The sequence below is a fragment of the Micromonospora sp. NPDC005161 genome (assembly GCF_053599855.1).
Genome location: NZ_JBSFYQ010000003.1, coordinates 233,399 through 257,342 on the forward strand (window position 1 = coordinate 233,399; position 23,944 = coordinate 257,342).

Consider the following 23,944-nt stretch of genomic DNA (forward strand, 5'->3'; position numbering starts at 1 on the left):
AGCTTTGCCCAAGGGAGCAAGCCTAGAGTCACCGCTTCTCGACGGGCGGTACGGCGGCGCCCAGCGCGGCGGCCCGGCCAGCGTACGACCTGCGGCTACCGCCAGGGCCGGACCGCAGTGTCGGGGTGGTACACGCGATAGCCGCCGACCTCGTGGACCGGTGCGGCGTCGGGCCGGTCGGCGAGCAGCCGGCGCAGCCGCCGGTCCATCGGCGAGTCGGCCTCCACCACATAGCCCGGTCGTTCGGCCCGGCCGACCTGTCGCCAGTACGGCAGGTAGCGGTTCTGCCCGGGGGACAGGTCGCCGTCGAGCACAGCGCAGACCACCGTCTCGTCGGTGTTGAAGATCAGCCGGTTGCAGGTCCAGTAGTCCCCGTACACCTCGTGGGGGCCGTCGGCACGCAGCGCGCCGGCCAGCTCCCGGGCCTGGCGCTCCTCGGTCCGCGACGCCCCGACGCCGGTGGTCACGAAGAGCACGGTGATCACCAGCGTGGTCGCGGTCAGCGCGGCCAGCACGGCGGTCGCCAGCGCGCCGGTGAGCCGGCCGAGCGCGCCGACCGTGCCCCGCCAGCAGGCGACGGCGGCCACCCAGAGCGGCCAGAGCACCGCCGGCAGGGACAGTTGCAGCACCGACAGGTAGCGGGCGTTGTCCAGCGGGCTGGTCGCGGCGAGCGGGGTGCGCACGTACGACAGCAGGGTCAACGCGGCGCCGACGACCAGCGCGAGCTGCACCACCGGCCGGGCCCGCTCCCCGCGGGACCCCCGGGCGGCCCGGCGGTACGCGAGCACCGTGAGCACCGCGGCGACCACCAGCAGCACCGGATAGAGCAGCCCGAACCACTGCTGCCAGCGACCGCAGCCGTCCACCGGGCAGAGCCCGTGCGCCAGCGGCACCCCCTCCAGCAGTCCGCCCCGGATCCGCTCGGACCACGGCGGCAACGGGCCCGCCTTGGTGCTGACCTCCCGGAACACCGACAGCGAGTCCGCCCCCGGCGGCGCTCGCAGGTTGTCGTAGATCATCGGCGCCACCCCGACCACGAAGCCCGCCACCAGCAGCAGGCCGGACCAGCCGAGAAGCTCCCGCCGTACCGCCCACACCAGGGCCAGCCCGGCCACCGCCAGGTACGGCAGGATCAGCCAGTCCGACCAGGCGGCCAGTCCGACGAGCAGGCCGAACAGGGCGACGGCGAGCCGTCGGCGGTGGACCGTGCCGGCCGCCAGCCCCACCGTGATCAGCAGCATCAGCAGCACCGCCGGCTTCACCTCGGGCCGTCCGCCGACGACGGTGAGCTGGTCACGCACCACCCGCTCCGGTCCGAGGGCCAGCAGGCCGACGACGAAGGCGGCGAACCACGGCGCGCAGAGCCGACGGGTCAGCCGGTGGATCAGGTAGAGGAAGACGGCGTACAACGCGAGCATCGGCAGCCGCAGCACCGGCCAGCTCGGCCCGGTCAGCGCGACCAGCGGCGCGGCGAGGTACGACTCCAGCATCCCCATGTAGTGCTGGCCGTAGAGGAAGACCGGTCGTTCGCGGCCCTGCCCGATGTGCAGCGCGGCGAGACCGAACGTGGCCTCGTCGCTGTTGGACACCGGCACGGTGTACAGCGTCAGGACCAGCCGATACCCGACGCCGGCCAGCCCGAACAGCAGCGCGACGAGCGCCGGCCGGTCGAGTCGCGGGCGCCATCGCCCACGGTGCTGCTCTGGATTCGACACGGCCACGCCCCCGTCGTCGTCCCGACCGGAGTGTTTCACGGACGGCGGGCCGGCCGCTGTGGTTCGCAGGACGCGGCGTCGGCTCGCATGGCCGTGGCCGTCCACGTGTGGCAGGGTTGGCGGGTGCCACCCACTCCCGCCGGCCAGCTGGCCGTTCCGAACCTGCACCGGGCCGCGCGGATCGAGGACGCCGTGCACCAGCTCGTGGAGCGTCGGCTGCGGCGCACCGGCTGGCGGGTCAACATCATCGCGTACACCGGCTACGGCTCACCGGGCTGGGTGCGGGTCATGTGCCGGGTGCTGCTGGGTCGTCCCGACACCCGCCAGCGGGGCCGGCTGGACAAGGTCCGCGGGTGGCGCAGCTTCACGACGCTGCCCGCCAAGCACGTCACGGTGACCATCGAAGCTGGTGGGGTGTGCTGCGAGGCGCGGGCCGACCGCAGCGGCTTCGTCGACACGCTCGTCGAGGCCGATCTGCCGCCCGGGTGGGGGACCGTCCGGCTCAGCGTGCCGGACGCGGAGCCGGTCGACGCGCCGGTGCGCATCCTCGACCCGGAGGTCCGGTTCGGCATCCTCTCCGACATCGACGACACGGTGATGGTGACCGCGCTGCCCCGGCCGCTGCTGGCCGCGTGGAACACGTTCGTGCTCGACGAGCACGCCCGGGCCGCCGTGCCCGGCATGGCGGTGCTCTACGAGCGGCTGGTCACCGCGCACCCGGGGGCGCCGGTCTTCTACCTCTCCACCGGCGCGTGGAACGTGGCGCCGACGCTGACCCGGTTCCTGTCCCGGCACCTCTACCCGGCCGGGCCGCTGCTGCTCACCGACTGGGGTCCGACCGCGGACCGCTGGTTCCGCAGTGGCCGGGAGCACAAGCGGGTCACCCTGGCCCGGCTGGCGCGGGAGTTCCCCGAGGTGCGCTGGCTGCTGGTCGGCGACGACGGCCAGCACGACCAGGAGATCTACCGGGAGTTCGCCGCCGCCCACCCGGAGAACGTCGCCGGGGTGGCGATCCGCCGGCTCTCCCCGACCCAGTCGGTGCTGGCCGGTAGCCTGCCGGCGCCGGCGGGTCGCCCGTCGTCGGGGCCGGTGGGGCAGAAGTGGCTGTCCGCACCGGACGGCGCCGGCCTGTGGTCGCTGCTACGCGACGCCGGCCTGGTCTGACGCTAGCCCTGGCGGAGCCAGACGACGCCGAGCGGGGGGATCTGGAGGGCGGCGGAGGCCACCATGCCGTGCCAGGGCACGTCCTCGGCGTGCACCTCGCCCAGGTTGCCCACCCCGGAGCCGCCGTAGTGCTGCGCGTCGGTGTTGAGCACCTCGGTCCAGGCGCCGCCGGCCGGCAGGCCGATCCGGTAGTCGTGCAGTGGCTGGGCGGAGAAGTTCGCCACGCAGACCAGCGTCGAGCCGTCCGGGGCGATCCGGATGAACGACACGGTGTTGTTGGCGACGTCGTCGCCGGCGATCCAACGGAAGCCGGCCGGCTCAGTGTCCTGCGCCCAGAGCGCCGGGGTGTCCCGGTAGATCCGGTTGAGGTCGCCGACCAGGCGCTGTACGCCGGCTCGGGCCGGGTCGTGCAGCAGGTACCAGTCGAGGCCGCGCTCCTCGCTCCACTCCCGGTCGTCGGCCAGTTCCGAGCCCATGAAGAGCAGCTGCTTGCCCGGGTGCGCCCACATGTATGCCAGCAGCGCCCGGACGTTGGCCAGCCGTTGCCAGGTGTCGCCGGGCATCTTGCCGGCGAGTGAGCCCTTGCCGTGTACCACCTCGTCGTGGCTGATCGGCAGGAGGTAGTTCTCGCTCCAGGCGTACGCCAGGGAGAAGGTGAGCTGGTGGTGGTGGTGCTGGCGGTAGATGGGGTCCTTCGAGGTGTAGAGCAGGGTGTCGTGCATCCAGCCCATGTTCCACTTGAACCCGAAACCCAGCCCGCCCTCGGCGGTGGCGCGGGTGACGCCCGGCCAGGCGGTGGACTCCTCGGCGATCAGCACCACCCCGGCGTGGTGCTTGTGGACGGTCGCGTTCACCTCCTGCATGAACGCGATGGCCTCCAGGTTCTCCCGGCCGCCGTACTGGTTGGGGGCCCACTCGCCGTCCTTGCGGGAGTAGTCCAGGTAGAGCATCGAGGCGACGGCGTCCACCCGGAGCCCGTCGACGTGGAACTGGTCGCACCAGTAGAGGGCGTTGGCGACCAGGAAGTTGCGGACCTCGCGGCGGCCGAAGTCGAAGACGTACGTGCCCCAGTCGGGGTGCTCGCCGCGCCGCGGGTCGGGGTGCTCGTAGAGCGGGGTGCCGTCGAAGCGCGCGAGGGCCCATTCGTCCTTGGGGAAGTGCGCGGGTACCCAGTCCAGGATCACGCCGACGCCGGCGGCGTGCAGCTGGTCGACGAGGTGCCGGAACTCGTCCGGGTCGCCGAACCGGGAGGTCGGTGCGTAGTAGCCGGTCACCTGGTAGCCCCAGGAACCGCCGAACGGGTGCTCCATCACCGGCAGGAACTCCACGTGGGTGAAGCCCAGCTCGGTGACGTACGCGGTGAGCTGCTCGGCCAGCTCGCGGTAGCCCAGCCCGGGCCGCCACGAGCCGAGGTGCACCTCGTAGACGCTCATCGGCTCCTGGTGCGGCTGCCGCTCGGCCCGCCGGGCCAGCCAGTCGGCGTCGGACCACCGGTACGTCGAGTGGTGCACCACCGAGGCGGTGGCGGGCGGCACCTCGGCGTACGCCGCGAGGGGGTCGGCCTTGTCCCGCCACTGCCCGTCGGCGCCGAGGACCCGGTACTTGTAGCGGGCCCCGACCCGGGCGTTGGGGACGAACAGCTCCCACACCCCGCTGGAGCCGAGCGAGCGCATCGGCCAGCCGTCGTCCGGCGACCAGCCGGTGAAGTCGCCGACCACCCGCACGCCGTGGGCGTTGGGCGCCCAGACGGTGAACGCCACTCCCTCGTCGAAGACCCGGGCGCCGAGCGCCTCCCACAGCCGCTCGTGCCGGCCCTCAGCGATGAGGTGCAGGTCCAGCTCGCCGAGAGTCGGCGGGTAGCGGTACGGATCGTCGTGGGTCGCCCCGTCGACCTCCACCCGGTAGTCGAGGACCTCGCCGGGCAGCACCGTCTCGAACACGCCCGCGTCGTGCACCCGCTTCATCGGGTGCCGGTCACCGCCGACCAGGACGGCGGCGTCGCCCGCACCCCGGCGCAGCGTGCGGATGGTGGTCCGCCCGTCGGCGGGGTGCGCGCCGAGCAGCGCGTGCGGGTCGTGCGTCGCGCCGGTGATCAGCTGGTCCATCGAGGCTCCTTCGGGGCGGGAGCGGTCGGCGCGGTGCCGCCGGAGAGGTCGGCGGGTACGTCCGCGACCGTGAGCGTGGCCGGGACCGTGGCGACGGGCGCCGGTGCGCCGGGCGGGGTGGGGCGGCGCACGGTCAGCACGTGCGCCGGTTGCAGGTACGGGTCGAGCCGGACCGCGTTGCGCTGACCCCAGTCGTAGCTGGTGCCGGTGAGCTCGTCGTGCACGGTGAACCGCTCGTGCCAGTCGAACCCGAGCGACGGCATGTCCAGCGTGGTGTTGCCCCACTGCACGGCACGCGGGTCGAACGAGCAGATCACGATGACAGTGTCGCCGGTCTCCGGTTCGTGTTTGGACCAGCAGAGCAGCGCCGGGTTGTCGATCTCGTGGAAGCGCAGGTTGCGCAGCTGGTGCAGGGCCCGGTTGTCCCGGCGTACCCGGTTGAGGGTGGCGATGAACGGGGCCAGCGAGCGGCCCTGCGCCTCGGCGCCGGCCCAGTCCCGGGGGCGCAGCTCGTACTTCTCGTTGTCCAGGTATTCCTCGGCGCCGCGGCGGGCCACGTGCTCGAACAGCTCGAAGCCGGCGTACATGCCCCAGGAGGGGGAGAGCAGCGCGGCCAGCACCGCCCGGATCTTGAACATCGGCGGGCCGCCGTGCTGCAACGACTCGTGCAGGATGTCCGGGGTGTTGGGCCAGAAGTTGGGTCGCATGTAGTCGGCCGCCGCGAGCAGCTCCTCGCAGTACTCCCGCATCTCCGCCGCCGTCGTGCGCCAGGTGAAGTAGGTGTACGACTGGGTGAAGCCGATCTTGCCGAGGCCGTGCATGATGGCCGGCCGGGTGAACGCCTCGGCCAGGAACAGCACGTCCGGGTCGACCTTCTTCACCTCGGCGATCAGCCAGTGCCAGAAGTCGAAGGGCTTGGTGTGCGGGTTGTCCACTCGGAAGATCCGGACGCCCTCGCCGACCCAGTGCAGCGCCACCCGCAGCACCTCGGCCCGGATGCCGTCGGGATCGTTGTCGAAGTTCACCGGGTAGATGTCCTGGTATTTCTTCGGCGGGTTCTCCGCGTACGCGATGCTGCCGTCGGCCTGGGTGGTGAACCACTCCGGGTGCTCGGTGACCCACGGGTGGTCCGGCGCGCACTGCAACGCCAGGTCCATCGCCACCTCCAGACCCTGCGCCGCCGCCGCGTCGAGGAAGGCTCGGAAGTCTGCCGGCGTACCCAGGTCCGGGTGGATGGCGTCGTGGCCGCCCTCGGCGGCGCCGATCGCCCACGGCGAGCCCACGTCGTCCGGCCCGGCGGTGAGCGCGTTGTTGCGGCCCTTGCGGTTGACCCGGCCGATCGGGTGGATCGGCGGCAGGTAGAGCACGTCGAAGCCCATCGCGGCCACGCCGGGCAGTCGCTCGGTGGCGGTGGCGAAGGTGCCCGACCGGCCCCCCGCCGCCCCTTCGGAGCGGGGGAAGAACTCGTACCAGGCCGAGTAGAGCGCGCGCTTGCGGTCCACCCAGAGGGAGTACGTGTCACCGGCGGTCACCAGCTCCCGCACCGGGTGCTCCCAGAGCAGGTCGGCCAGGGCCAGCGCCGGCTCGACCCGCTGCGGCAGTGGCAGGTCGGTGTCGACCAGCGCGGTGAGGGCGTCGGCGACCCTGCGCCGATCGGCGGTCGGCACCAGCTCCCGGGCAGCGGCGAGGACCCGCGCACCCTCGGCCAGGTCGTTGGCCAGCTCGGCCGGTAACTGCCCGGCGGCGACCTTCTTGGTCACCGCGTTCTGCCAGGTCAGGTACGGGTCGGCGAACGCCTCGACGGAGAAGGTCCAGGTGCCCACGGCGTCCGGACGGATGACGGCGTGCCAGCGGTCCTGCCCGGGCTCGCCGGTGCGCATCCGGGTGAACGGCCTGGTGCTGCCGTCCGGACCGGTCCAGACCACGTTGCAGCCGAGCGCGTCGTGCCCCTCCCGGTAGGCGCGGGCCGACACCGGGATCGGCTCGTCGACCACCGCCTTGGCCGGGTACCGCCCGCACGAGACGACGGGGGAGACGTCTTCGATCGGGAACCGTCCAGTCACCCCGCCAACCTACTGTGCGAGATCCGCTCGCGCGCGGCCAAGCACATCACGTGCTCTTCCCCTGGCGGCATCAACCGTCAAGGTCCACACGCTTTCAGCGAAACTGCTGCATCGATGCGACCCGGATGCGGCGGTTTCCTGGAAGTCGTGTGGATCTAGGCCGCGTCCAGGTCTCCCTCAGGCCACCGCGCCGACTGAGCGGTACACGTCGAGCGTCTGGCGGGCGATGGAGTCCCAGGAGAAGTGCTCCACGGCGCGCTGCCGACCGGCCAGGCCGAACCGCTCGGTGCGCGCCGGGTCGGCCAGCAGCGTGTTGATCGCCGCCGCCAGGTCGGCGACGAACTTCTCCGGCTCCAGCGGGGTCCCGGAACCGTCGGTTGCCTGCTCGATCGGCACCAGCAGGCCCGTCTCGCCGTCGGCCACCACCTCGGGAATGCCGCCGGTCGCGGTCGCCACCACCGCCGTCTCGCAGGCCATCGCCTCCAGGTTGACGATGCCCATCGGCTCGTACACCGACGGGCAGGCGAAGACGGTGGCATGGGTGAGCACCTGGATCACCTCGGGCTTGGGCAGCATCTCGGCCACCCACACCACGCCGGAGCGGTTGGCGCGCAGCTCGGCGGCCAGCCCCTGGACCTCGGCGGCGATCTCCGCGGTGTCCGGCGCGCCGGCGAGCAGCACGAGCTGGGTGTCCGCCGGCAGGTCCCGGGCGGCCCGCAGCAGGTAGGGCAGCCCCTTCTGGCGGGTGATCCGCCCGACGTACACCACGCTGGGCCGGGCCGGGTCGATGCCGAGCCGGTCCAGCACGTCGGTGCCCCGGTCCGGGGCGTACTGGGCGGTGTCGATGCCGTTGTAGACCACCCGGACCCGGTCCGGGTCGACCTGCGGGTAGGCGGCCAGCACGTCACGGCGCATCCCGGCGCTGACCGCGATCACCGTGTCGGCGGCCTCCACCGCCGTGCGCTCGCACCAGGAGGAGAGCGCGTAGCCGCCGCCGAGCTGCTCGGCCTTCCACGGCCGCAGCGGCTCCAGGCTGTGCGCGGTCATCACGTGCGGCACCCCGTGCAGCAGCTTCGCGGTGTGCCCGGCCAGGTTCGCGTACCACGTGTGGCTGTGCACCACGTCGGCGCCGGCCGTGCCGGCGGCCATCTCCAGGTCCACGCCCATCGTGCGCAGCGCGGCGTTCGCGCCGGTCAGGCCGGGTGGTTCGGTGTACGCGGTGACGCCCGGCTCGGTACGCGGCAGACCGAAGCAGTGCACCCGCACGTCGGCCAGGCGGCGCAACTCCCGGGCCAGGTACTCGACGTGCACTCCGGCGCCGCCGTAGACCTCCGGCGGGTACTCGCGGGTCAGTAGATCGACGCGCAGCGGGGTGGGTTCCGTCATGACCCCGCACCCTAGTGCAGAAGACTCCCCGTACGAGTGGTGAAGTGGGACGAGGGTGGATAGCGTCGTGGCATGGCTGCCAAGGTGCTCGCGATCGTCCTGGCGGGTGGGGAGGGCAAGCGCCTGATGCCACTCACCACGGACCGGGCCAAGCCGGCCGTCCCGTTCGGCGGGATGTACCGCATGGTCGACTTCGTCCTCTCCAACCTGGCCAACGCCGGCTATCTCAAGATCGTCGTGCTGACCCAGTACAAGTCCCACTCCCTCGACCGGCACATCACCAAGACCTGGCGGATGTCCACGCTGCTCGGCAACTACGTCACGCCGGTGCCGGCGCAGCAGCGTCGCGGCCCCTGGTGGTTCGCCGGCTCCGCCGACGCTATCTACCAGAGCTTCAACCTGATTAACGACGAGCAGCCCGACTACGTGATCGTCTTCGGCGCCGACCACATCTACCGGATGGACCCGCGGCAGATGGTGGAGGACCACATCGCCTCCGGCGCCGCGGTGACCGTCGCCGGAATCCGCCAGCCGCTGTCGATGGCCGACCAGTTCGGCGTCATCGAGGTCGGCGCGGACGGCCGGCGCATCCGGGCGTTCCGGGAGAAGCCCACCGACGCGGTCGGTCTGCCCGACGCGCCGGACGAGATCTACGCCTCGATGGGCAACTACGTCTTCACCACCCGCGCGCTCTGCGAGGCCGTCGAGCGCGACGCGGAGGACAAGACCAGCAAGCACGACATGGGCGGCAGCATCATCCCGATGCTCGTCGAGCGGGGCGAGGCGAACGTCTACGACTTCCGGGACAACGAGGTGCCGGGCAGCACCGACCGGGACCGGGGCTACTGGCGGGACGTCGGAACGCTCGACTCGTTCTACGACGCGCACATGGATCTGATCAACGTGCACCCGGTGTTCAACATGTACAACTTCGACTGGCCGATCTACACCGAGCAGCCGCCGTGGCCGCCGGCAAAATTCGTACACCAGTGGGGGGAGCGGGTCGGCCGCGCGGTCGGCTCGATGGTCTCTCCGGGCGTGGTGATCTCCGGCTCGCTGGTGGAAAACTCGATCGTCTCGCCGAAGGTGCGGGTGCACTCCTGGGCGCATGTCGAGGGCTCGGTGCTGATGGAGGGTGTGGAGATCGGCCGGCACGCGGTGATCCGGCGGGCCATCCTGGACAAGAACGTGTTCGTCCCGGAGGGCGCCGAGATCGGCGTCGACCTGGAGAAGGACCGGCAGCGTTACACCGTCTCCGACAACGGCATCGTGGTGATCGGCAAGGGCCAGAGAGTCGAGCCGTGACCCGGGCCCGCCCGTCGTTGATCGCAGCACCAAGGAGGTAGACCCCCGTGACCCATCCCCGTGCCGGCCAGCCCGCGCAGCCCGCCGACCTGGTCGACGTGCCGCGCCTGGTGACCGCCTACTACGCCGAGCATCCGGACCCAGCGGACCCGGCGCAGCAGGTCTCCTTCGGCACCTCCGGCCACCGGGGCTCCAGCCTGCGCAACGCCTTCAACTCCGACCACATCCTGGCGGTCACCCAGGCGCTCTGCGACTACCGGCGGGAGCAGGGCCTGGACGGCCCGCTCTTCCTCGCCCGCGACACCCACGCGCTCTCCGCGCCGGCCGCGGTGGACGCCCTGGAGGTGCTCGCCGCCAACGGGGTCACCGTGCTGGTGGACAGCCGCGACGGCTACACCCCTACCCCGGCGCTGTCGCACGCGATCCTCACCCACAACCGGGGGCGCACCAGCGGGCTCGCCGACGGCATCGTCATCACCCCGTCGCACAACCCGCCCGACGACGGCGGCTTCAAGTACAACCCCACCAACGGCGGGCCGGCCGACACCGACGTCACCCGGTGGATCCAGGACCGGGCCAACGCGATCCTGGCCGCCGGGCTCAAGGAGGTCCGCCGGATCACCTACGCGCGGGCCCGGGCCGCCGACACCACCGGGGAGTACGACTTCCTCGCCAGCTACGTCGACGACCTGCCGACGGCGATCGACATCGACGCCATCCGCGACGCCGGGGTGCGCATCGGCGCGGATCCGCTCGGCGGGGCGAGCGTGGCTTACTGGGGTGAGATCGCCGAACGGCACCGGCTGGACCTGACCGTGATCAACCCGACGGTCGACCCGACCTGGCGGTTCATGACACTGGACGGCGACGGCAAGATCCGGATGGACTGCTCCTCGCCGAACGCGATGGCGTCGCTGATCGCCGCCCGCGCCGACTACCAGATCTCCACCGGCAACGACGCCGACGCCGACCGGCACGGCATCGTCACCCCGGACGCCGGCCTGATGAACCCCAACCACTACCTCGCGGTGGCGATCAACCACCTGTTCCGCACCCGCGGCGACTGGGGCCCGGCCGCCGCGGTGGGCAAGACCCTGGTCTCCTCGTCGATGATCGACCGCGTCGCCGCCGACCTGGGCCGGCCGCTGCTGGAGGTGCCGGTCGGCTTCAAGTGGTTCGTGCCCGGGCTGCTGGACGGCGCGGTCGGCTTCGGCGGCGAGGAGAGCGCCGGCGCGTCGTTCCTGCGCCGTGACGGCTCCACCTGGACCACCGACAAGGACGGACTCCTGCTCTGCCTGCTCGCCGCCGAGATCCTGGGCAGCACCGGGCGCAGCCCGAGCGAGCACTGGGCGGAGCTGGCGGAGCGGTTCGGCGCGCCCGCGTACGCCCGCATCGACGCCCCGGCCACCCGGGAGCAGAAGGCGGTGCTCGGCAAGCTCTCCCCGGAGCAGGTCACCGCCACCGAGCTGGCCGGCGAGCGGATCACCGCGACGCTGACCAACGCACCCGGCAACGGCGCCCCGATCGGCGGCCTCAAGGTCAGCACGAATTCCGGCTGGTTCGCGGCCCGACCCTCCGGCACGGAGGACGTCTACAAGATCTACGCCGAGTCCTTCCAGGGCCCCGAACACCTGTCCCGCATCCAGCAGGAAGCAAAGGCCCTGGTCGACGGAGTGCTCAAGCAGGCCTGACCACCCCCCCCCCCCCCCCCGGGCGGGCGGAGCGGGCCGGGGCCGGGCCGGTCAGCAGGGCGGTGGCAGCTCCCGCTGGCGCCGCCGCAGCTCATCGGGGAGGAGTTCGCTGAGCTGCTCGGGCAGGAACGGCAGGTCGAGCAGGGTCATCTTCAACTGGTTGCGTTCCTGGTAGCGCAACGGGTCGAAGCGGACCACCAGGCCGGCGTTGCGCCGGTAGCTGATGTCCACCGCGCCCTCGGTCGCCGCGTCCCGGAACACCAACCCGTCCATCTCCACCACGACCGCCGACGAGTTGGGCTCCAGCTCCAGCCGGATCTTCTCGTCCGGCGAGAGCACCACCGACCGGGAGATGCCGGCCATCGGCGCCGACGGCGTCACCACCACCGCGTCCGCCGCCGGGGAGATCAGCGGGCCGCCGGCCGCGTAGCTGTACGCCGTGGAGCCGGTCGGCGTACTGACCACCAGGGCATCGCAGCGGTAGTAGCCGTACTGCTGACCGTCCACTGCGAGAGTGGCGGTGACGAAACCGGACCCCGGCTGGCGGACCAGCGCGATGTCGTTGAACGCCACCACGTCGTCGCCGCACACGTCGCAGGCCAGGCAGGCGTGCGACTCGATGGTGAAGTCCTTGGACAGCAGCCGGCTCAGCGCCTCGGGCAGCTCCGGCGGTTCGACCTCGACGAGGAACCCGAGGCGGCCCAGGTGTACGCCGAGCACCGGCTTCGGGTCGAGGACGGCGGAGCGCAGCGCACCCAGCATGGTGCCGTCACCGCCGATGCTGATCAACGCGTCGGCGCGGACGGCCACCTCGTCATCCGGAACGGGCTCGACGCTGGCCGGCACCCGGTGCTTGTCCTCCGCGCGCACCATCAGCGACTTGTGGTGGCGAGTCGCCCACCGTTCGATGATCCCGACCACCTCGGTGACATCCCGGGTGGGGTGCAGTACCAGACCCAGACCCGACACCCGTACAGCTCACCACATCGCTGGCGGCCGCGCCGGGCGTACACCGAGAGTGCGCCGTCAGGGGCGGGGCGGCGGGTCAGCGGGCCGTGCCGGTCCTCGGTGCGCCCGGCGAGCCCTTTGCGGTGTCGGACCGCCCCGTCGAGATGATTCCGACGAATTTCAGTGAACCCCCGGGTTGGACGCAGCATCAGCCCGAGCAGGGTGCGGTGCATGTTTACCTCGGGGGCTCGGACGATTCGATGTCGTAACTGGCATTTTGTCGCATCGTTGAAAGGTTGCTGATGAACGAGCGGGCTGGTGGCGGCAGCTCTGCTCCCCAGGGGTGGCAGCGGAGCCGGGAGGCGACTTAACGTGCGTGCGCTGATGGAGCGCGGGTGGCTGTTCGCGGAACGCCGCCGGCGTCTCGAGCGGAAGATCGCCCTTTACAACGAGCCGTTGTCCCGCGCCCAGATCGAGCGGATCCAGGTCGAACGCTTCAACAAGATGTGGGCGTACTGTCTGACCCGGGTGCCGTTCTACCAGGCGTGGCGGAAGGAACACCGTCTCCCCGCGGGCATCGCTCGGCCGTCGGACATCCGCAACTTCCCGACCCTCGACAAGGAGTTGCTGATCAGCCGCTCTGCCGAGGTCTTCGCGGGTGGTTCGACGAAGCAGGCCTACAGCACCGGCGGAAGCACCGGCCAGCCCACCCGGTTTCCTCGGGGGCGGGGCGAGTCGACCGACCGGTGGGCGAACAACTACCTCGGGCGGTCTTGGCGGGGAGTCCAGCCGTTCGAGCCGCAGATCCTGCTGTGGGGGCACTCGCACCTGTTCGGCGACGGGATAGGTAGCCAGATCGCTCGGTTGAAGCGTGGCGTCGCCGACCGATTGGTGAACATCACCCGACTGAACGCCTACGACCTCAGTGATCCCGCGCTGCTAGGTCACTACGAGGCGATCCGGTCCCGGCAACCCGTGTTGCTGGTCGGATACACCTCGGCAATCTTCAAAGTCGCCCGCTATGTCGAGCGCAACAGGCTGGATCTGGGCGACATGAGTCAGCTGCGCGCGGTGATCCTGACCGCGGAGACGGCCAGTGACGCGGACATCGCGCTGATCGAACGGGTCTTCGGGGCAAGGGCGGTCATCGAGTACGGCGCTGCCGAGACCGGCCTGGTGGCAATGTCCCGCGAGCAGGCACGACCCATCCAGGTCATCTGGGACAGCGTCATCTGTCTCGTCGCCGATGACGGCTCGCTCGCGGTCACCACCCTCGACGACCGTCTGTTCCCGCTGGTCAACTACTCCATCGGGGACCAGGTCGAACCAACTGACGCCGTCGACGGCAACGCGTTCGAGTTCCGAGCGGTCCTCGGCCGACGACAGGAAATCGTCCAAGTCGCCTCTGCGCACGGGACGCTCGATCTATCCCCGATCCTGCCGGTGCACATCCTCAAGACTTACCCGGGAATCGTCGGCGTCCAGTTCCGCCAGGAGCGACCTGACACGCTGCACATCTACGTACAGGCGGACCATGAGCTTGATCTGGATGCTGTGAGCCTGTATTTCGCTCGCGAGCTGAGGAAGGACCATCCTGACCTTCGCGCGGAGTCGATAACGTTCCACCAGGTCGCCGACCAGGCCCGCACTCGTGCCGGCAAGCATCCCCTGTTCGTGTCCTGATCCGAGGGCACCGCGGCCTCACCTTCCGAGGAGGTCGGCGGGCGACGCCGGGCGGTGCTCCTGTTCGGACGTGACCGCCCTGGGTCGATGGGATCCGCGCCGCCGGTACCGACGGGACACCGCGGCCAGCACGAGGGTCCCCGCGACCAGCACCTCCGCCACGGCCGTCGCGGCGGCCGCGCCCGTCGGGCCGAGCGTCGCCGCCTGGATGAGCAGTGCGCCGCCCAGGAGTAAACCGATCGACAGGGCGAGACGGGTAGCGGCGGCGTAGTTCCCGTCGCCGATGCGGTTGAGCGTGAAGGCGCGGTTCACCGTGGTGAACGGCAGGGCGAGCGCCAGCAGCTGCAGCCAGAGCGCTGACTCAGGTATCGGCAGTGAGAGCAGACTCGTTGTGAGCCACGGTGCCGTGGCGATGACCCCGCAGGCGATGACGGTCGCGCCGATGACGGCGATCATCTCGCTCTCCCGACTAACCGCCTCGGTGGGGCCGAGGTTGTGTCGCCGCCTGGTCCGGATCGCCATCGGAACCCGGAGTCCGCTGAACGTGACGGCTACCAGTGCCTGGTAGATGTTTGCCAGGGCGCCGTAGCAGCCCACGACCTGGGGACTCGCGACCAGTGAGAGAGCGATGGTGCTGGCGCGACCGGTGAAAGCCTCGGCAAGGCTGTAGGTGAACAGCGGCCGGCTCAACCGAAAAGCGCGTCCGGCAGCTCGCAGCGACAGATTTCTCCACATCGCAGGAGGGGCGGCCGGGCCTCGACAGGCGAGTATCTCCGTACTGAACAGGTAGGTGGCGGCACCAACCAGCAGCGCGGTCGTCAGCGGCGTGCCAGCGATCAGCAGCACCATGGAGAGGAGGCGGGTGCTGGCTATCGCGGCAGAGGCCGCGATGAAGCGCATCTGTCGGGCGAGGTCGCCGAAGCGCAGGTCGGCGAGGCTGTTGAAGATCACCACGCCGCCGGCGCTGATCAGGGACGACATGCCGTATCCCTCACCGACATAGAAAGCGGTGATCAGCAGGGTGGCGGTGGCCATGGCCGGCACCGCCACCAGGAGCCGCTGACTGTGCGCCGCGCGCCGTTCCTCGTCATTTCCGGACACGTACAGGAGAGACGACCCGCCCATCACCAGGTTGGCCACCCAGGTCAGCGCGGCCGTCATCACGCTGTAGGCCGCGATCTCGGCGGTCTGGCCCTGCCGCGCGCTGTACGCGAGTATCCCGGCGTTCAACAGGCCGCTCACCAGGCTGGACATCGACGCCACGATGGTGTTGGACCGTACGCCCGCCCGGCCACTTCCTCGTGAGCGGACAGGCTCGGTGGGCTCGGAGAGCGTCTGCTCCGGAGTCGACCGTTCCGTCAATCGTGGTCCTTTCACGGCGGCACGGCACCGCTCGCCGCCCGGCGTTGGGCGCCGGGTCAGCGTTGGTCGGCGGTCAACCTGATCCGGTCGAGGATGTTCGGCCCGGCGGTCTCTGCCCGCCAGGACCGATAGGCCTGCCCCGCCGCTCGACGCGCCGCGAGCCGTTCCATGGGGGTGCGCCGGGCGAAGTGGTCGATCTGGTGAGCCAGAGCGGCCGCCGTGACATCCGTCAGGACGGCTCCACCACCTGCCCTGAGCACCGGGCTCCAGGGTGTCTCGTCCGAACAGATCACCGGGCACGACGCGGAGAGGCTCTCGGCGATGACGTGGCCGAAGTTTTCCCCTTGGGTCGGGAAGACGAACATGTCGTACCGCGCGAAGGTGGACCGGACCGCGTCGGGCGCGAGTTCACCCAGATAGGAGAGCGTCACGGACGCCGGCAACCGCTGGGCAAGACGCTGGCATTCGGCCCAGTACGACGTGTCCTCAAGTGGGCCGTAGACATCGAACACCACCGGCCGTGTCACCAGGGCGAGCGCCTCGATCACCTTCGCCAGGTTCTTGATCGGGCTGATGCGACCGATGAATACGAGCCGCGGAGATCCGTCGATCTCGTTTGGCGGGATAGGCTCCGGCGGAAGCGACACCTCGTTGCGTCGGGTCTCGATCCGTGCCCACGGGAAGACGGTTCGGATCAGCTGCGCTTCGTGCGGGCTGGTGGCGTGCCAGTGGACCTCGCGCCGTTTGAGAATCGGGCGCCAGACGCGTAGGAACAAGCTCTTCTTCCGGCTCTTGACCCCAAGCGCGCTCGCCGCCAGTTCACCTCTCGGGGCGACGAGTATCCGTTCGACCTTGATGATGCGTGTTTGCGCCGCGAGAATCGGCAGAATCGACGACATCGCCCAAAGGCTGTTGACGTAGAGAAGGTCGAATTTGCTCGATCGGAGGGTCCCCAGCATTGCGTACCACTGGCGGAGTCGGCCTGGGTCGAGGTAGTAGATGCGGGCAGGACCCCGGTGCGTCCAACGACCCGAGAGACCGGGATACGGCTCCGTCGAGCCGAGATCGCGGTCTCTCGTCAGCATCGTCACCTCGATCGCTGGCGATACGACGTCGAGCAGCTGGGCGACGGAGCGGATAGGGCCCCGGCCCGAAATCCCGGTTCGAAGAAGTCGCACGTCAGCAGTACGCGGTACGGCGGCACGGCGATCGATTCCGCAGGATGTGCGACGTCTCGCCGGTCTTGAACGGTCCGGGGTGAATTGTGAATGGTCTTCGCGGCTGCGGGGGTGCTCTCGTCGTGCAGGACGTCGAAGGTTTCAGCCACGGTCGGCTAACGATGAGTGGTGGGGATTGGTGACGGCGAACGGATCGGCCCGAAGTGATGTGGCGAAGACCGGCCCGAAATTCGTGAGACAAGCGGCCGAATTGGATGTCCGATATATGCTCCGCTCTCATGGAGTCATTGACAGGGGCGCGTGCGATGGCAGGTGGGAATCGAGGCGCGCACCCGCGTCACGCGCGCGGTGTGGCCGACGATTGCGCGCGGACCCCGACCAGCGCTCTCTGGCGCTACTTCGTCGGGCTGGCCTGGCTCGGGCTGGGCGTGGCGTGCCTGCTTGTCCAGCAGAACCCCTCGGCCGCGTGGGGCCGGGACGGAACCCTCGCGATGAGCTTCCTGGCGACCCTCTTCGGCGCGTGGGTCTTCTGGCGGGACGGCGGTCAACGGATCACGGCGGTCGGGCTCTACAACCTTGCCTTCGCGTTCTTTGTCGGCTTCAGCGGGCTCTACCAAACGGTGAAGGCATGGACGCTCGACCCCGGCGTCCCGCTTTTCACCGCCGTAGCCATCTGCTACTTCGTCCAGGTGGTGACGTGGTTGCTGTTCTGGAGCGGTGGCGTGCCGCGTCGGCTGCCGCCGAACGCCGGGCAGGCGGACGGCAGGACGGCCGGGTGGGCGGTGAAGTGTGGCGTGCTCCTGCTGGTGCTCGCCGTGGCCATGGCCACGATCGCACCGGATTCGATGCAGGTGGCCAACCCGGTCGGTTTTGTCGGCGTCGTGCTCCTCGCGGTGGGGCTGTTGCGGGGGCCGGTGGCACGCCATACGTTCCTTTGGGGAGTGGTTCTCCTCATCGCCTTCGCGGTCTACTTCACCTACCTCTTCAACGGCTTCGGACGGATCGTCGTCGGCACGCTGGCGCTCGCGTTGCTGGTGATATCGGCCCACCGTGATCAGCGGCCGTACACCAAGCTCCTCATCCTCGGTGGGGCAGCCCCGGCACTGCTGTTCCTCGCCGGGCTCCGCGCCACCGGCTCACAGGGCTCACCGTTCACGGTCGACCAGGATGGATTCGGGTCCGCGATCAGCCCGCTGCACGCGTTCGCCCAGCTCCTGCGTCTGGACCAAGTGGGGCTGTTGCCGCGGGGCTGGGGGGAGACATTTGTCAACGCGGCCGTCGGTCTGGTGCCCCGCGCCCTGTGGGAGGGCAAGCCGGTCGGCTTCGGCGCCGATCTCGTCACGTTTCTGTCACCTGAACTGGTTGGCACGGGGCACTCCGCAGCGGCGCTCGCGCACGGGGAGTGGTTGTACAACTTCGGGCTGCTGGGGCTGGGGCTGATGGTCCCGGTGATCGGCCTCGCCGTCCGATTCATCGACTGGCTTCTGGCCTGGGCCTCGTCAAGCCCGCTCACCACGCCGTACGCCGTGGGCGCTTACGCCGGTGCGATCGTCACGGCGGTGGGTCTGTTCGACCTCCTCTGGGTGGGCAGCTTCACCTACGTGGTGCGTGGCGGCGGTCGCCTGCTGGTCCTGGCCGCGGTGGTCCTGGTGATTGGCTGGCGGGTCTCGGGGCCGGCGGTGCCGAACCACCTGGTTGGCCACTACCGGACGGACGCCGCCCGCCGTGCCCGGCCGATGGCGCGTACGCGATGACAGCTGCACGCGGACCGATGGGCTGACCGTAGGCGCATGCCGAGACCGTCGGGATCTTGACCGAGCCCGTTGTTCCGTTAGTCCCGTTTGTGGTCGTTTCTCCAGTTGGGTTTCGCTCGTTGCGGCAGTTGTGGCCGCACTACGGCCCTCGACCAGCACGGCCTACGCGAGCCACCATGAACGAACGGAGCGTCAGTGAGCTACTTGACCACCGGACGCCGGGTGCTGATCACCGGCGGCACGGGTTCCTTTGGGCAGACGATGGTGCGCCGGCTTCTCGACCGCGGCGTCGGCGAAGTCCGGGTGCTGAGCCGGGACGAGGCCAAGCAGGACGAGATGCGTCGGCTGCTCGGCGACGAGCGGGTCCCGTTACTACGTCGGGGACGTTCGGGACTACGACTCGGTGCTCAAGGCCAGCCGTGGCATCGACTACATCTTCCACGCGGCCGCCCTCAAGCAGGTGCCGTCCTGCGAATTCTTCCCGCTTGAGGCGGTCCGGACGAACGTGCTGGGCAGCAGCAATGTCGTCGAGGCTGCCGAGCGTAGCGGCGTCGGCTCGGTGGTGCTGCTCAGCACCGACAAGGCCGTCTACCCGGTGAACGCGATGGGCATGAGCAAGGCGATGATGGAGAAGGTCGCCCAGGCGCACGCCCGGAACAACCCGAACAGCGCCACCACGGTTTCCTGCGTCCGGTACGGCAACGTCATGTACTCCCGCGGGTCGGTGATTCCGCTCTTCATCGAACAGATCAAGGCGGGTCGGGCGCCCACTGTGACCGACCCGGGGATGACCCGGTTCCTGATGTCGTTGGCCGATTCCGTGGAGCTGGTCGAGCACGCCTTCCGGCACGCCCGCCCCGGCGACATCTTCATCCGCAAGGCGGCTGCCTGCACCGTCGGTGACCTGGCCGAGGCGGTCTGCCAACTCTTCGACGTGCCCGTCAAGCTCGACGTGATCGGCGTACGGCACGGCGAGAAGCAGGCCGAGACGCTGGCCAGCCGGGAGGAGCTCACCCATGCCGAGGACTTCGGCGACTTCCTCCGGGTGCCGCTGGATGCGCGCGACATCAAACGACCTTTACCTGCAATCGGTGTGCAGCACGCAGCTGAAATGCCCTCGAAGTCGGGCAGCGTGACCACCGCTGCCGGCCGCGGCGAACGTGCGGTCGCCGGCGCCTGCGGGGTGTGGGACGAGGGGGCCGAGTCGGCCGTCCGGCTGGTGACTAACCTCTGCCCGAACGTCCTGCGTCCAGCAGCCGGTTGAGCAGCGTCCGCAACGGGACCGACTCGCCGTCGCGGCCACCTGCCCCGACGATCAACGGCGCCGGGCTGGGTTGCGGGTCGACCCCGAACAGCCGGGCCCGCAGGCCGCCCGGCACGGTCAGCAGGTGGAACCGGCCGGCCACGTCCACCGCCCGCGTCTCGGCCCGGTCGACGTACCAGCCGGTCAGCCGGGTCCGGTAGCGCCCGCGCCCGTCGTAGCCCCGGGCGACCAGCCGGGTGGTGGGCAGCCCTCGCCGCGTCGCCTCGGCCACGAACCAGGCCACCAGCTCCGCCGCCTCGGCCTGCTCGGCGGCCCGCCGCCGCGCGTCCGCGTCGGCGTGCGCCCGCACCGCCTGCCGCTGGCGCTCCCGCCACTCCCGGCCGTCCCGCTCACTCACGAGCCGACGGTACGCCCGCGAATGCGGCACGGCTCAGTCGAGTACGGCCCGCAGGGTGTGCCGGGCGATGTCGGCCATCACCGGGTTGGTCTCGACGTAGTACGGCAGCGCGTTGATCGCCTGTACCAGGGCCCAGCCGCGCCCCCGCTCCCACGTGTCGTCGTCCACGCCGAGCGCCCGCCGGTACGTCTCCCGCGACCCGGCGTCGAGCAGGTTCCACGCCGGCATCAGGTCCACGGCCGGATCGCCGACGCCGACCGTGCCGAGGTCGATGACCGCGGCCAGCCGGCCGTCGCGGACCAGCAGGTTGCCCGGCATCAGGTCGGCGTGGATCCACACGTGACGATCGTCGCGCCGGGGAGCCTCCCGGCACCGGTCCCACACGCCCACGAGCCGGGCGGTGTCGGTGAGGTGACCGCTGTCGGCGAGGGCCGACCGCACGCCGTCGTCCTGGGCGGCCAGCGGACCGCCCCGGCCGAACCCGGGCCAGGCCCGCCCGCCGGTGTCGATGCCGTGCAGGGCGGCGACGACGCCAGCCAGGTCGCGGGCGAAGGCGTCCGGGTCGTCGATCAGGTCGGGTCGCGCCGGCTCGCCGGCGATCCAGCGGTACGCCGTCCACGGCCCGGGATACCCCTCGCCCGGCTCACCGAGGCCGAGCGGTTCGGGTACCGCGACCGGCAGGTGCGCGGCGAGCAGCCGGGCGTACTCCTGCTCCTGCCGCAGCTCGGCGCGCAGCTCGGGGTCGGCGGTGGGTTGCAGCGGGAACCGCAGGACGATCTCCGGGCCGAGCCGGAAGAGCGAGTTCACCGTGCCGGACGACGGAAGTGGGCGGACCGGGAGGGCCTGCCACTCGGGGAACTGCGCGGCCACCAGCGCGGCGACCACGTCCGCGGAGACGTCAACCTGGTCGGTATGCATCCTCACTGCGAGATCATCACCCCGAACCCCACCACCAAGCGACCCGATTTCCCGCGCCACACCCCCGGTGCTGGGCCATTCCGGACGCTCCCTGCCGCCACACCCCGAAGTCCCTGTCAACCTGCCCCATATCCGGGGCGTGCTGCGAAAGACCGCAGATCTTGGACAGTTTCCGTTCCGCCCTGACGGAAACTGTCCAAGATCTGCACGGCGACAACGTCGACGGGGGTTGTAGGGGTGTGCCACGGGACAACTGCCGGGCATCCCCCGCGGCTGCTGGGCCACTGCGGGGTTTGTGCGGATGTGAGTGCGTCGCCGTCCGTTGCGCCGCCGAACCGCCCCAGATACAGGGCAGCTCGACAGCGCCCGGGTGAGGTCATGAATGGGCAGGTCACTGAGGTCGGCAGGGCCCGTCGCCCGGGATGGCCGCCCAACTGGCGGGCATCCCGGGCGGTGTCGGCGGGGGCGCGTGGCCGCGCCCGGTTGGTCAGGCGAGTCCGGCGCGGCGCAGGGCCTCGGCCATCGCGTCGTTGGCCGGTGCGGGCGCGCCGCTGCCCCGCCCCTGCCGCTGCTGGTCGCCGCGCCCGCCCTGTCCGCCGCGCTGGTCGGAGCCGCCGCGCCCGCTCTGCGAACCACGTTGAGCCGGCCCGCCGCGTCCGTCCTGGCCGGCCCGTCCGCTACGGGCATTCTGCCCGTCCCGTGGGCCGGCGGGTGCCGCGCCCGGCTCGTCCTCCAAGCGCAGGGTGAGCGAGATCCGCTTACGAGGTACGTCCACGTCGAGCACCCGGACCTTGACCACGTCACCGGACTTGACCACCTCGCGGGGGTCCTTCACAAACGTCCGGGACATCGCCGAGACGTGCACCAGACCGTCCTGGTGCACCCCGACGTCCACGAACGCGCCGAACGCGGCCACGTTGGTGACCACGCCCTCCAGCACCATGCCCGGCGTCAGGTCACCGATCTTCTCCACACCCTCGACGAAGGTGGCGGTGCGGAACTCCGGCCGAGGGTCGCGCCCGGGCTTCTCGAGCTCGGCGAGGATGTCGGTGACGGTGGGCAGGCCGAACCGGTCGTCGACGAAGTCCGTCGCCCGCAGCCCCCGCAGGATCGCGCTCCTACCGATCACCGAGCGCAGGTCCTGGCCGGTGCTGGCGAGGATCCGGCGCACCACCGGGTACGCCTCGGGGTGCACGCTGGAGGAGTCCAGCGGGTCGGCACCGTCGGGAATGCGCAGGAAGCCGGCGCACTGCTCGAACGCCTTGGGCCCGAGCCGGGCCACCTTCTTCAGTTCGGTACGCGACCGGAACGGCCCGTTGGCGTCGCGGTGCAGCACGATGTTCTCGGCCAGCCCGGCGCCGATGCCGGAGACCCGGGTCAGCAGCGGCGCGGAGGCGGTGTTGACGTCCACCCCGACCGCGTTGACGCAGTCCTCCACCACCGCGTCCAGAGACCGGGACAGCTTCACCTCGGACAGGTCGTGCTGGTACTGGCCGACCCCGATCGACCGCGGATCGATCTTGACCAGCTCGGCGAGCGGGTCCTGGAGGCGGCGGGCGATGGACACCGCGCCGCGCAGCGAGACGTCCATCCCGGGCAGTTCCTGCGAGGCGTACGCGGAGGCCGAGTAGACCGAGGCGCCGGCCTCGGAGACCACCACCTTCGTCAGGTTGAGCTGCGGGTGCCTCTTGATCAGGTCACCGGCCAGCTTGTCGGTCTCCCGGGAGGCGGTGCCGTTGCCGATGGCCACCAGCTCGACGCCGTGCGCGCCGGCCAGCCGGGCGAGGGTCTCGATCGACGCGTCCCACTGCCGGCGCGGCTCGTGCGGGTAGATGGTGTCGGTGGCGACCACCTTGCCGGTGGCGTCCACCACGGCCACCTTGACCCCGGTGCGCAGGCCGGGGTCCAGCCCCATCGTGGGCCGGGTGCCGGCCGGCGCGGCGAGCAGCAGGTCCCGCAGGTTCATGGCGAAGACCCGCACGGCCTCTTCCTCGGCCGCCTGCCAGAGCCGCATCCGCAGGTCCGCGCCGAGGTGGATGAGGACCCGGGTGCGCCACGCCCAGCGGACCGTGTCGGCCAGCCAGCGGTCGGCCGGGCGGCCGGCGTCGGACACTCCGAACCGGCCGGCGATGACGGCCTCGTACCGGCTCGGGCCGGTCGGCGCGGCATCCGCCTCGCCGGCCTCCTCCGGCTCCATGGTCAGGTCGAGCACGCCCTCCTTCTCGCCCCGGAACATCGCCAGGATCCGGTGCGAGGGCAGCTTCGGGTACGGCTCGGAGAAGTCGAAGTAGTCGGCGAACTTGGCGCCGGCAGCTTCCTGACCCTCGCGTACCCGGGACACCAGCCGGCCCCGCGACCACATCTGCTCGCGCAGCGTGCCGATCAGGTCGGCGTCCTCGGCGAAGGTCTCGATCAGGATCGCCCGGGCGCCCTCCAGCGCGGCGGCGGCGTCGGCGACGCCCTTCTCCGGGTCGACGAACCCGGCGGCGGTGGCCCGCGGGTCCTGGGTGGGGTCGGCCAGCAGCGTCTCGGCCAGCGGCGCCAGCCCGGCCTCGCGGGCGATCTGCGCCCGGGTCCGCCGCTTCGGCTTGTACGGCAGGTAGATGTCCTCCAGCCGGGACTTCGAGTCGGCGGCCATGATCTGCGCTTCCAGGGCCTCGTCCAGCTTGCCCTGGCCGCGGATCGACTCCAGGATGGCGGCCCGCCGCTCGTCCAGCTCGCGCAGGTAGCGCAGCCGCTCCTCCAGGGTGCGCAGCTGGGTGTCGTCGAGCAGGCCGGTGGCCTCCTTGCGGTAGCGGGCGATGAACGGCACGGTGGCGCCGCCGTCGAGCAGCTCCACGGCCGCCCGCACCTGACGCTCGGCCACGCCGAGCTCGTCGGCGATCCGCTGATGAACAGACTGGGTCACGATCTCGATCCGCCTTCGGAAGTGGGTACCGCCTGCATTGTGCCGGGCGGTGTCGGGCGTTGTCGCCGCGCCCGGCCAGGCTGATCCGTCTCGCCCGGCGGGG

Annotated in this window: 17 protein-coding genes; 7 read left to right on the top strand and 10 right to left on the bottom strand. The window is 70.8% G+C overall.

All coding sequences use genetic code 11. The features are described from left to right. Nucleotides 1–95 precede the first annotated feature (95 nt). On the bottom strand, nt 96–1,721 hold the full coding sequence (locus ACWD5O_RS04880) for an ArnT family glycosyltransferase (RefSeq protein WP_450084616.1): 1,626 nt from the start codon (nt 1,719–1,721) through the stop codon (nt 96–98). 117 nt (nt 1,722–1,838) lie between these two features. On the opposite strand from ACWD5O_RS04880, the gene ACWD5O_RS04885 reads away from it, so the two are divergent. Then, the gene (locus tag ACWD5O_RS04885; RefSeq protein WP_354965931.1) at nt 1,839–2,879 is read left to right on the top strand and encodes an App1 family protein; all 1,041 of its coding nucleotides are present in this window, start codon (nt 1,839–1,841) and stop codon (nt 2,877–2,879) included. 2 nt (nt 2,880–2,881) lie between these two features. Here the strand turns inward: ACWD5O_RS04885 and glgB are convergent, their stop codons facing one another. From glgB to glgA, 3 genes are all read right to left on the bottom strand, one after another. After that, nucleotides 2,882–4,984 carry a 1,4-alpha-glucan branching protein GlgB gene (gene glgB, locus ACWD5O_RS04890; protein WP_450084617.1) on the bottom strand — a complete coding sequence of 701 codons (2,103 nt, stop codon included), beginning with the start codon at nt 4,982–4,984 and terminating at the stop codon, nt 2,882–2,884. Next, nucleotides 4,972–7,047, bottom strand: a complete 2,076-nt coding sequence (locus ACWD5O_RS04895; RefSeq protein WP_450084618.1) for a maltotransferase domain-containing protein — start codon at nt 7,045–7,047, stop codon at nt 4,972–4,974. Before ACWD5O_RS04895 ends, glgB begins: the two co-directional genes overlap by 13 nt. Before the next feature lie 177 nt (nt 7,048–7,224). Then, nucleotides 7,225–8,433 (bottom strand): glycogen synthase, encoded by a 1,209-nt coding sequence (gene glgA, locus ACWD5O_RS04900; protein ID WP_450084619.1) that lies wholly within the window; start codon nt 8,431–8,433, stop codon nt 7,225–7,227. A gap of 72 nt (nt 8,434–8,505) precedes the next feature. Here glgA and glgC point away from each other — a divergent pair, with 72 nt between their 5' ends. Both glgC and pgm read left to right on the top strand, forming a co-directional pair. After that, nucleotides 8,506–9,738 (top strand): glucose-1-phosphate adenylyltransferase, encoded by a 1,233-nt coding sequence (glgC, locus tag ACWD5O_RS04905; RefSeq protein WP_450084620.1) that lies wholly within the window; start codon nt 8,506–8,508, stop codon nt 9,736–9,738. Between the two features lie 47 nt (nt 9,739–9,785). Next, nucleotides 9,786–11,429 (top strand): phosphoglucomutase (alpha-D-glucose-1,6-bisphosphate-dependent), encoded by a 1,644-nt coding sequence (pgm, locus tag ACWD5O_RS04910; RefSeq protein WP_450084621.1) that lies wholly within the window; start codon nt 9,786–9,788, stop codon nt 11,427–11,429. Nucleotides 11,430–11,480: 51 nt separating this feature from the next. Here pgm and ACWD5O_RS04915 read toward each other — a convergent pair whose 3' ends face one another. Continuing rightward, complete coding sequence (locus ACWD5O_RS04915; RefSeq protein WP_450084670.1) at nt 11,481–12,389, bottom strand: NAD(+)/NADH kinase; 909 nt, start codon at nt 12,387–12,389, stop codon at nt 11,481–11,483. A gap of 360 nt (nt 12,390–12,749) precedes the next feature. Here ACWD5O_RS04915 and ACWD5O_RS04920 point away from each other — a divergent pair, with 360 nt between their 5' ends. After that, the gene (locus ACWD5O_RS04920; protein WP_450084622.1) at nt 12,750–14,060 is read left to right on the top strand and encodes a hypothetical protein; all 1,311 of its coding nucleotides are present in this window, start codon (nt 12,750–12,752) and stop codon (nt 14,058–14,060) included. A gap of 18 nt (nt 14,061–14,078) precedes the next feature. Here ACWD5O_RS04920 and ACWD5O_RS04925 read toward each other — a convergent pair whose 3' ends face one another. Together ACWD5O_RS04925 and ACWD5O_RS04930 are read right to left on the bottom strand one after the other, a co-directional pair. After that, nucleotides 14,079–15,314 carry a hypothetical protein gene (locus tag ACWD5O_RS04925; protein ID WP_450084623.1) on the bottom strand — a complete coding sequence of 412 codons (1,236 nt, stop codon included), beginning with the start codon at nt 15,312–15,314 and terminating at the stop codon, nt 14,079–14,081. A 164-nt stretch (nt 15,315–15,478) separates the two neighbouring features. After that, nucleotides 15,479–16,321: a glycosyltransferase family 4 protein gene (locus ACWD5O_RS04930; protein ID WP_450084624.1), complete on the bottom strand. Its 843-nt coding sequence runs from the start codon at nt 16,319–16,321 to the stop codon at nt 15,479–15,481. 629 nt (nt 16,322–16,950) lie between these two features. On the opposite strand from ACWD5O_RS04930, the gene ACWD5O_RS04935 reads away from it, so the two are divergent. The 3 genes from ACWD5O_RS04935 (at nt 16,951) to ACWD5O_RS04945 (ending at nt 19,618) form a co-directional block, all read left to right on the top strand. Then, a complete protein-coding gene (locus ACWD5O_RS04935; protein WP_450084625.1) occupies nt 16,951–18,354 on the top strand; it encodes a hypothetical protein in 1,404 nt (467 codons plus the stop codon). Between the two features lie 261 nt (nt 18,355–18,615). Further along, the gene (locus tag ACWD5O_RS04940; RefSeq protein WP_450084671.1) at nt 18,616–18,843 is read left to right on the top strand and encodes a hypothetical protein; all 228 of its coding nucleotides are present in this window, start codon (nt 18,616–18,618) and stop codon (nt 18,841–18,843) included. Further along, nucleotides 18,758–19,618 (top strand): polysaccharide biosynthesis protein, encoded by an 861-nt coding sequence (locus tag ACWD5O_RS04945; protein ID WP_450084626.1) that lies wholly within the window; start codon nt 18,758–18,760, stop codon nt 19,616–19,618. Before ACWD5O_RS04940 ends, ACWD5O_RS04945 begins: the two co-directional genes overlap by 86 nt. Here the strand turns inward: ACWD5O_RS04945 and ACWD5O_RS04950 are convergent. The 3 genes from ACWD5O_RS04950 to ACWD5O_RS04960 all read right to left on the bottom strand — a co-directional run bounded on the left by ACWD5O_RS04950 (nt 19,578) and on the right by ACWD5O_RS04960 (nt 23,841). Continuing rightward, nucleotides 19,578–20,015, bottom strand: coding sequence for a hypothetical protein (locus ACWD5O_RS04950; protein ID WP_450084627.1), 438 nt, complete (start codon nt 20,013–20,015; stop codon nt 19,578–19,580). The two genes, ACWD5O_RS04945 and ACWD5O_RS04950, sit on opposite strands and share 41 nt — an antisense overlap. A gap of 33 nt (nt 20,016–20,048) precedes the next feature. After that, entirely contained in the window at nt 20,049–20,933 is an 885-nt protein-coding gene (locus ACWD5O_RS04955; RefSeq protein WP_450084672.1) for an aminoglycoside phosphotransferase family protein, read from the bottom strand. 487 nt (nt 20,934–21,420) lie between these two features. Beyond that, nucleotides 21,421–23,841 (bottom strand): Tex family protein, encoded by a 2,421-nt coding sequence (locus ACWD5O_RS04960; protein WP_450084628.1) that lies wholly within the window; start codon nt 23,839–23,841, stop codon nt 21,421–21,423. Nucleotides 23,842–23,944: the final 103 nt, after the last annotated feature.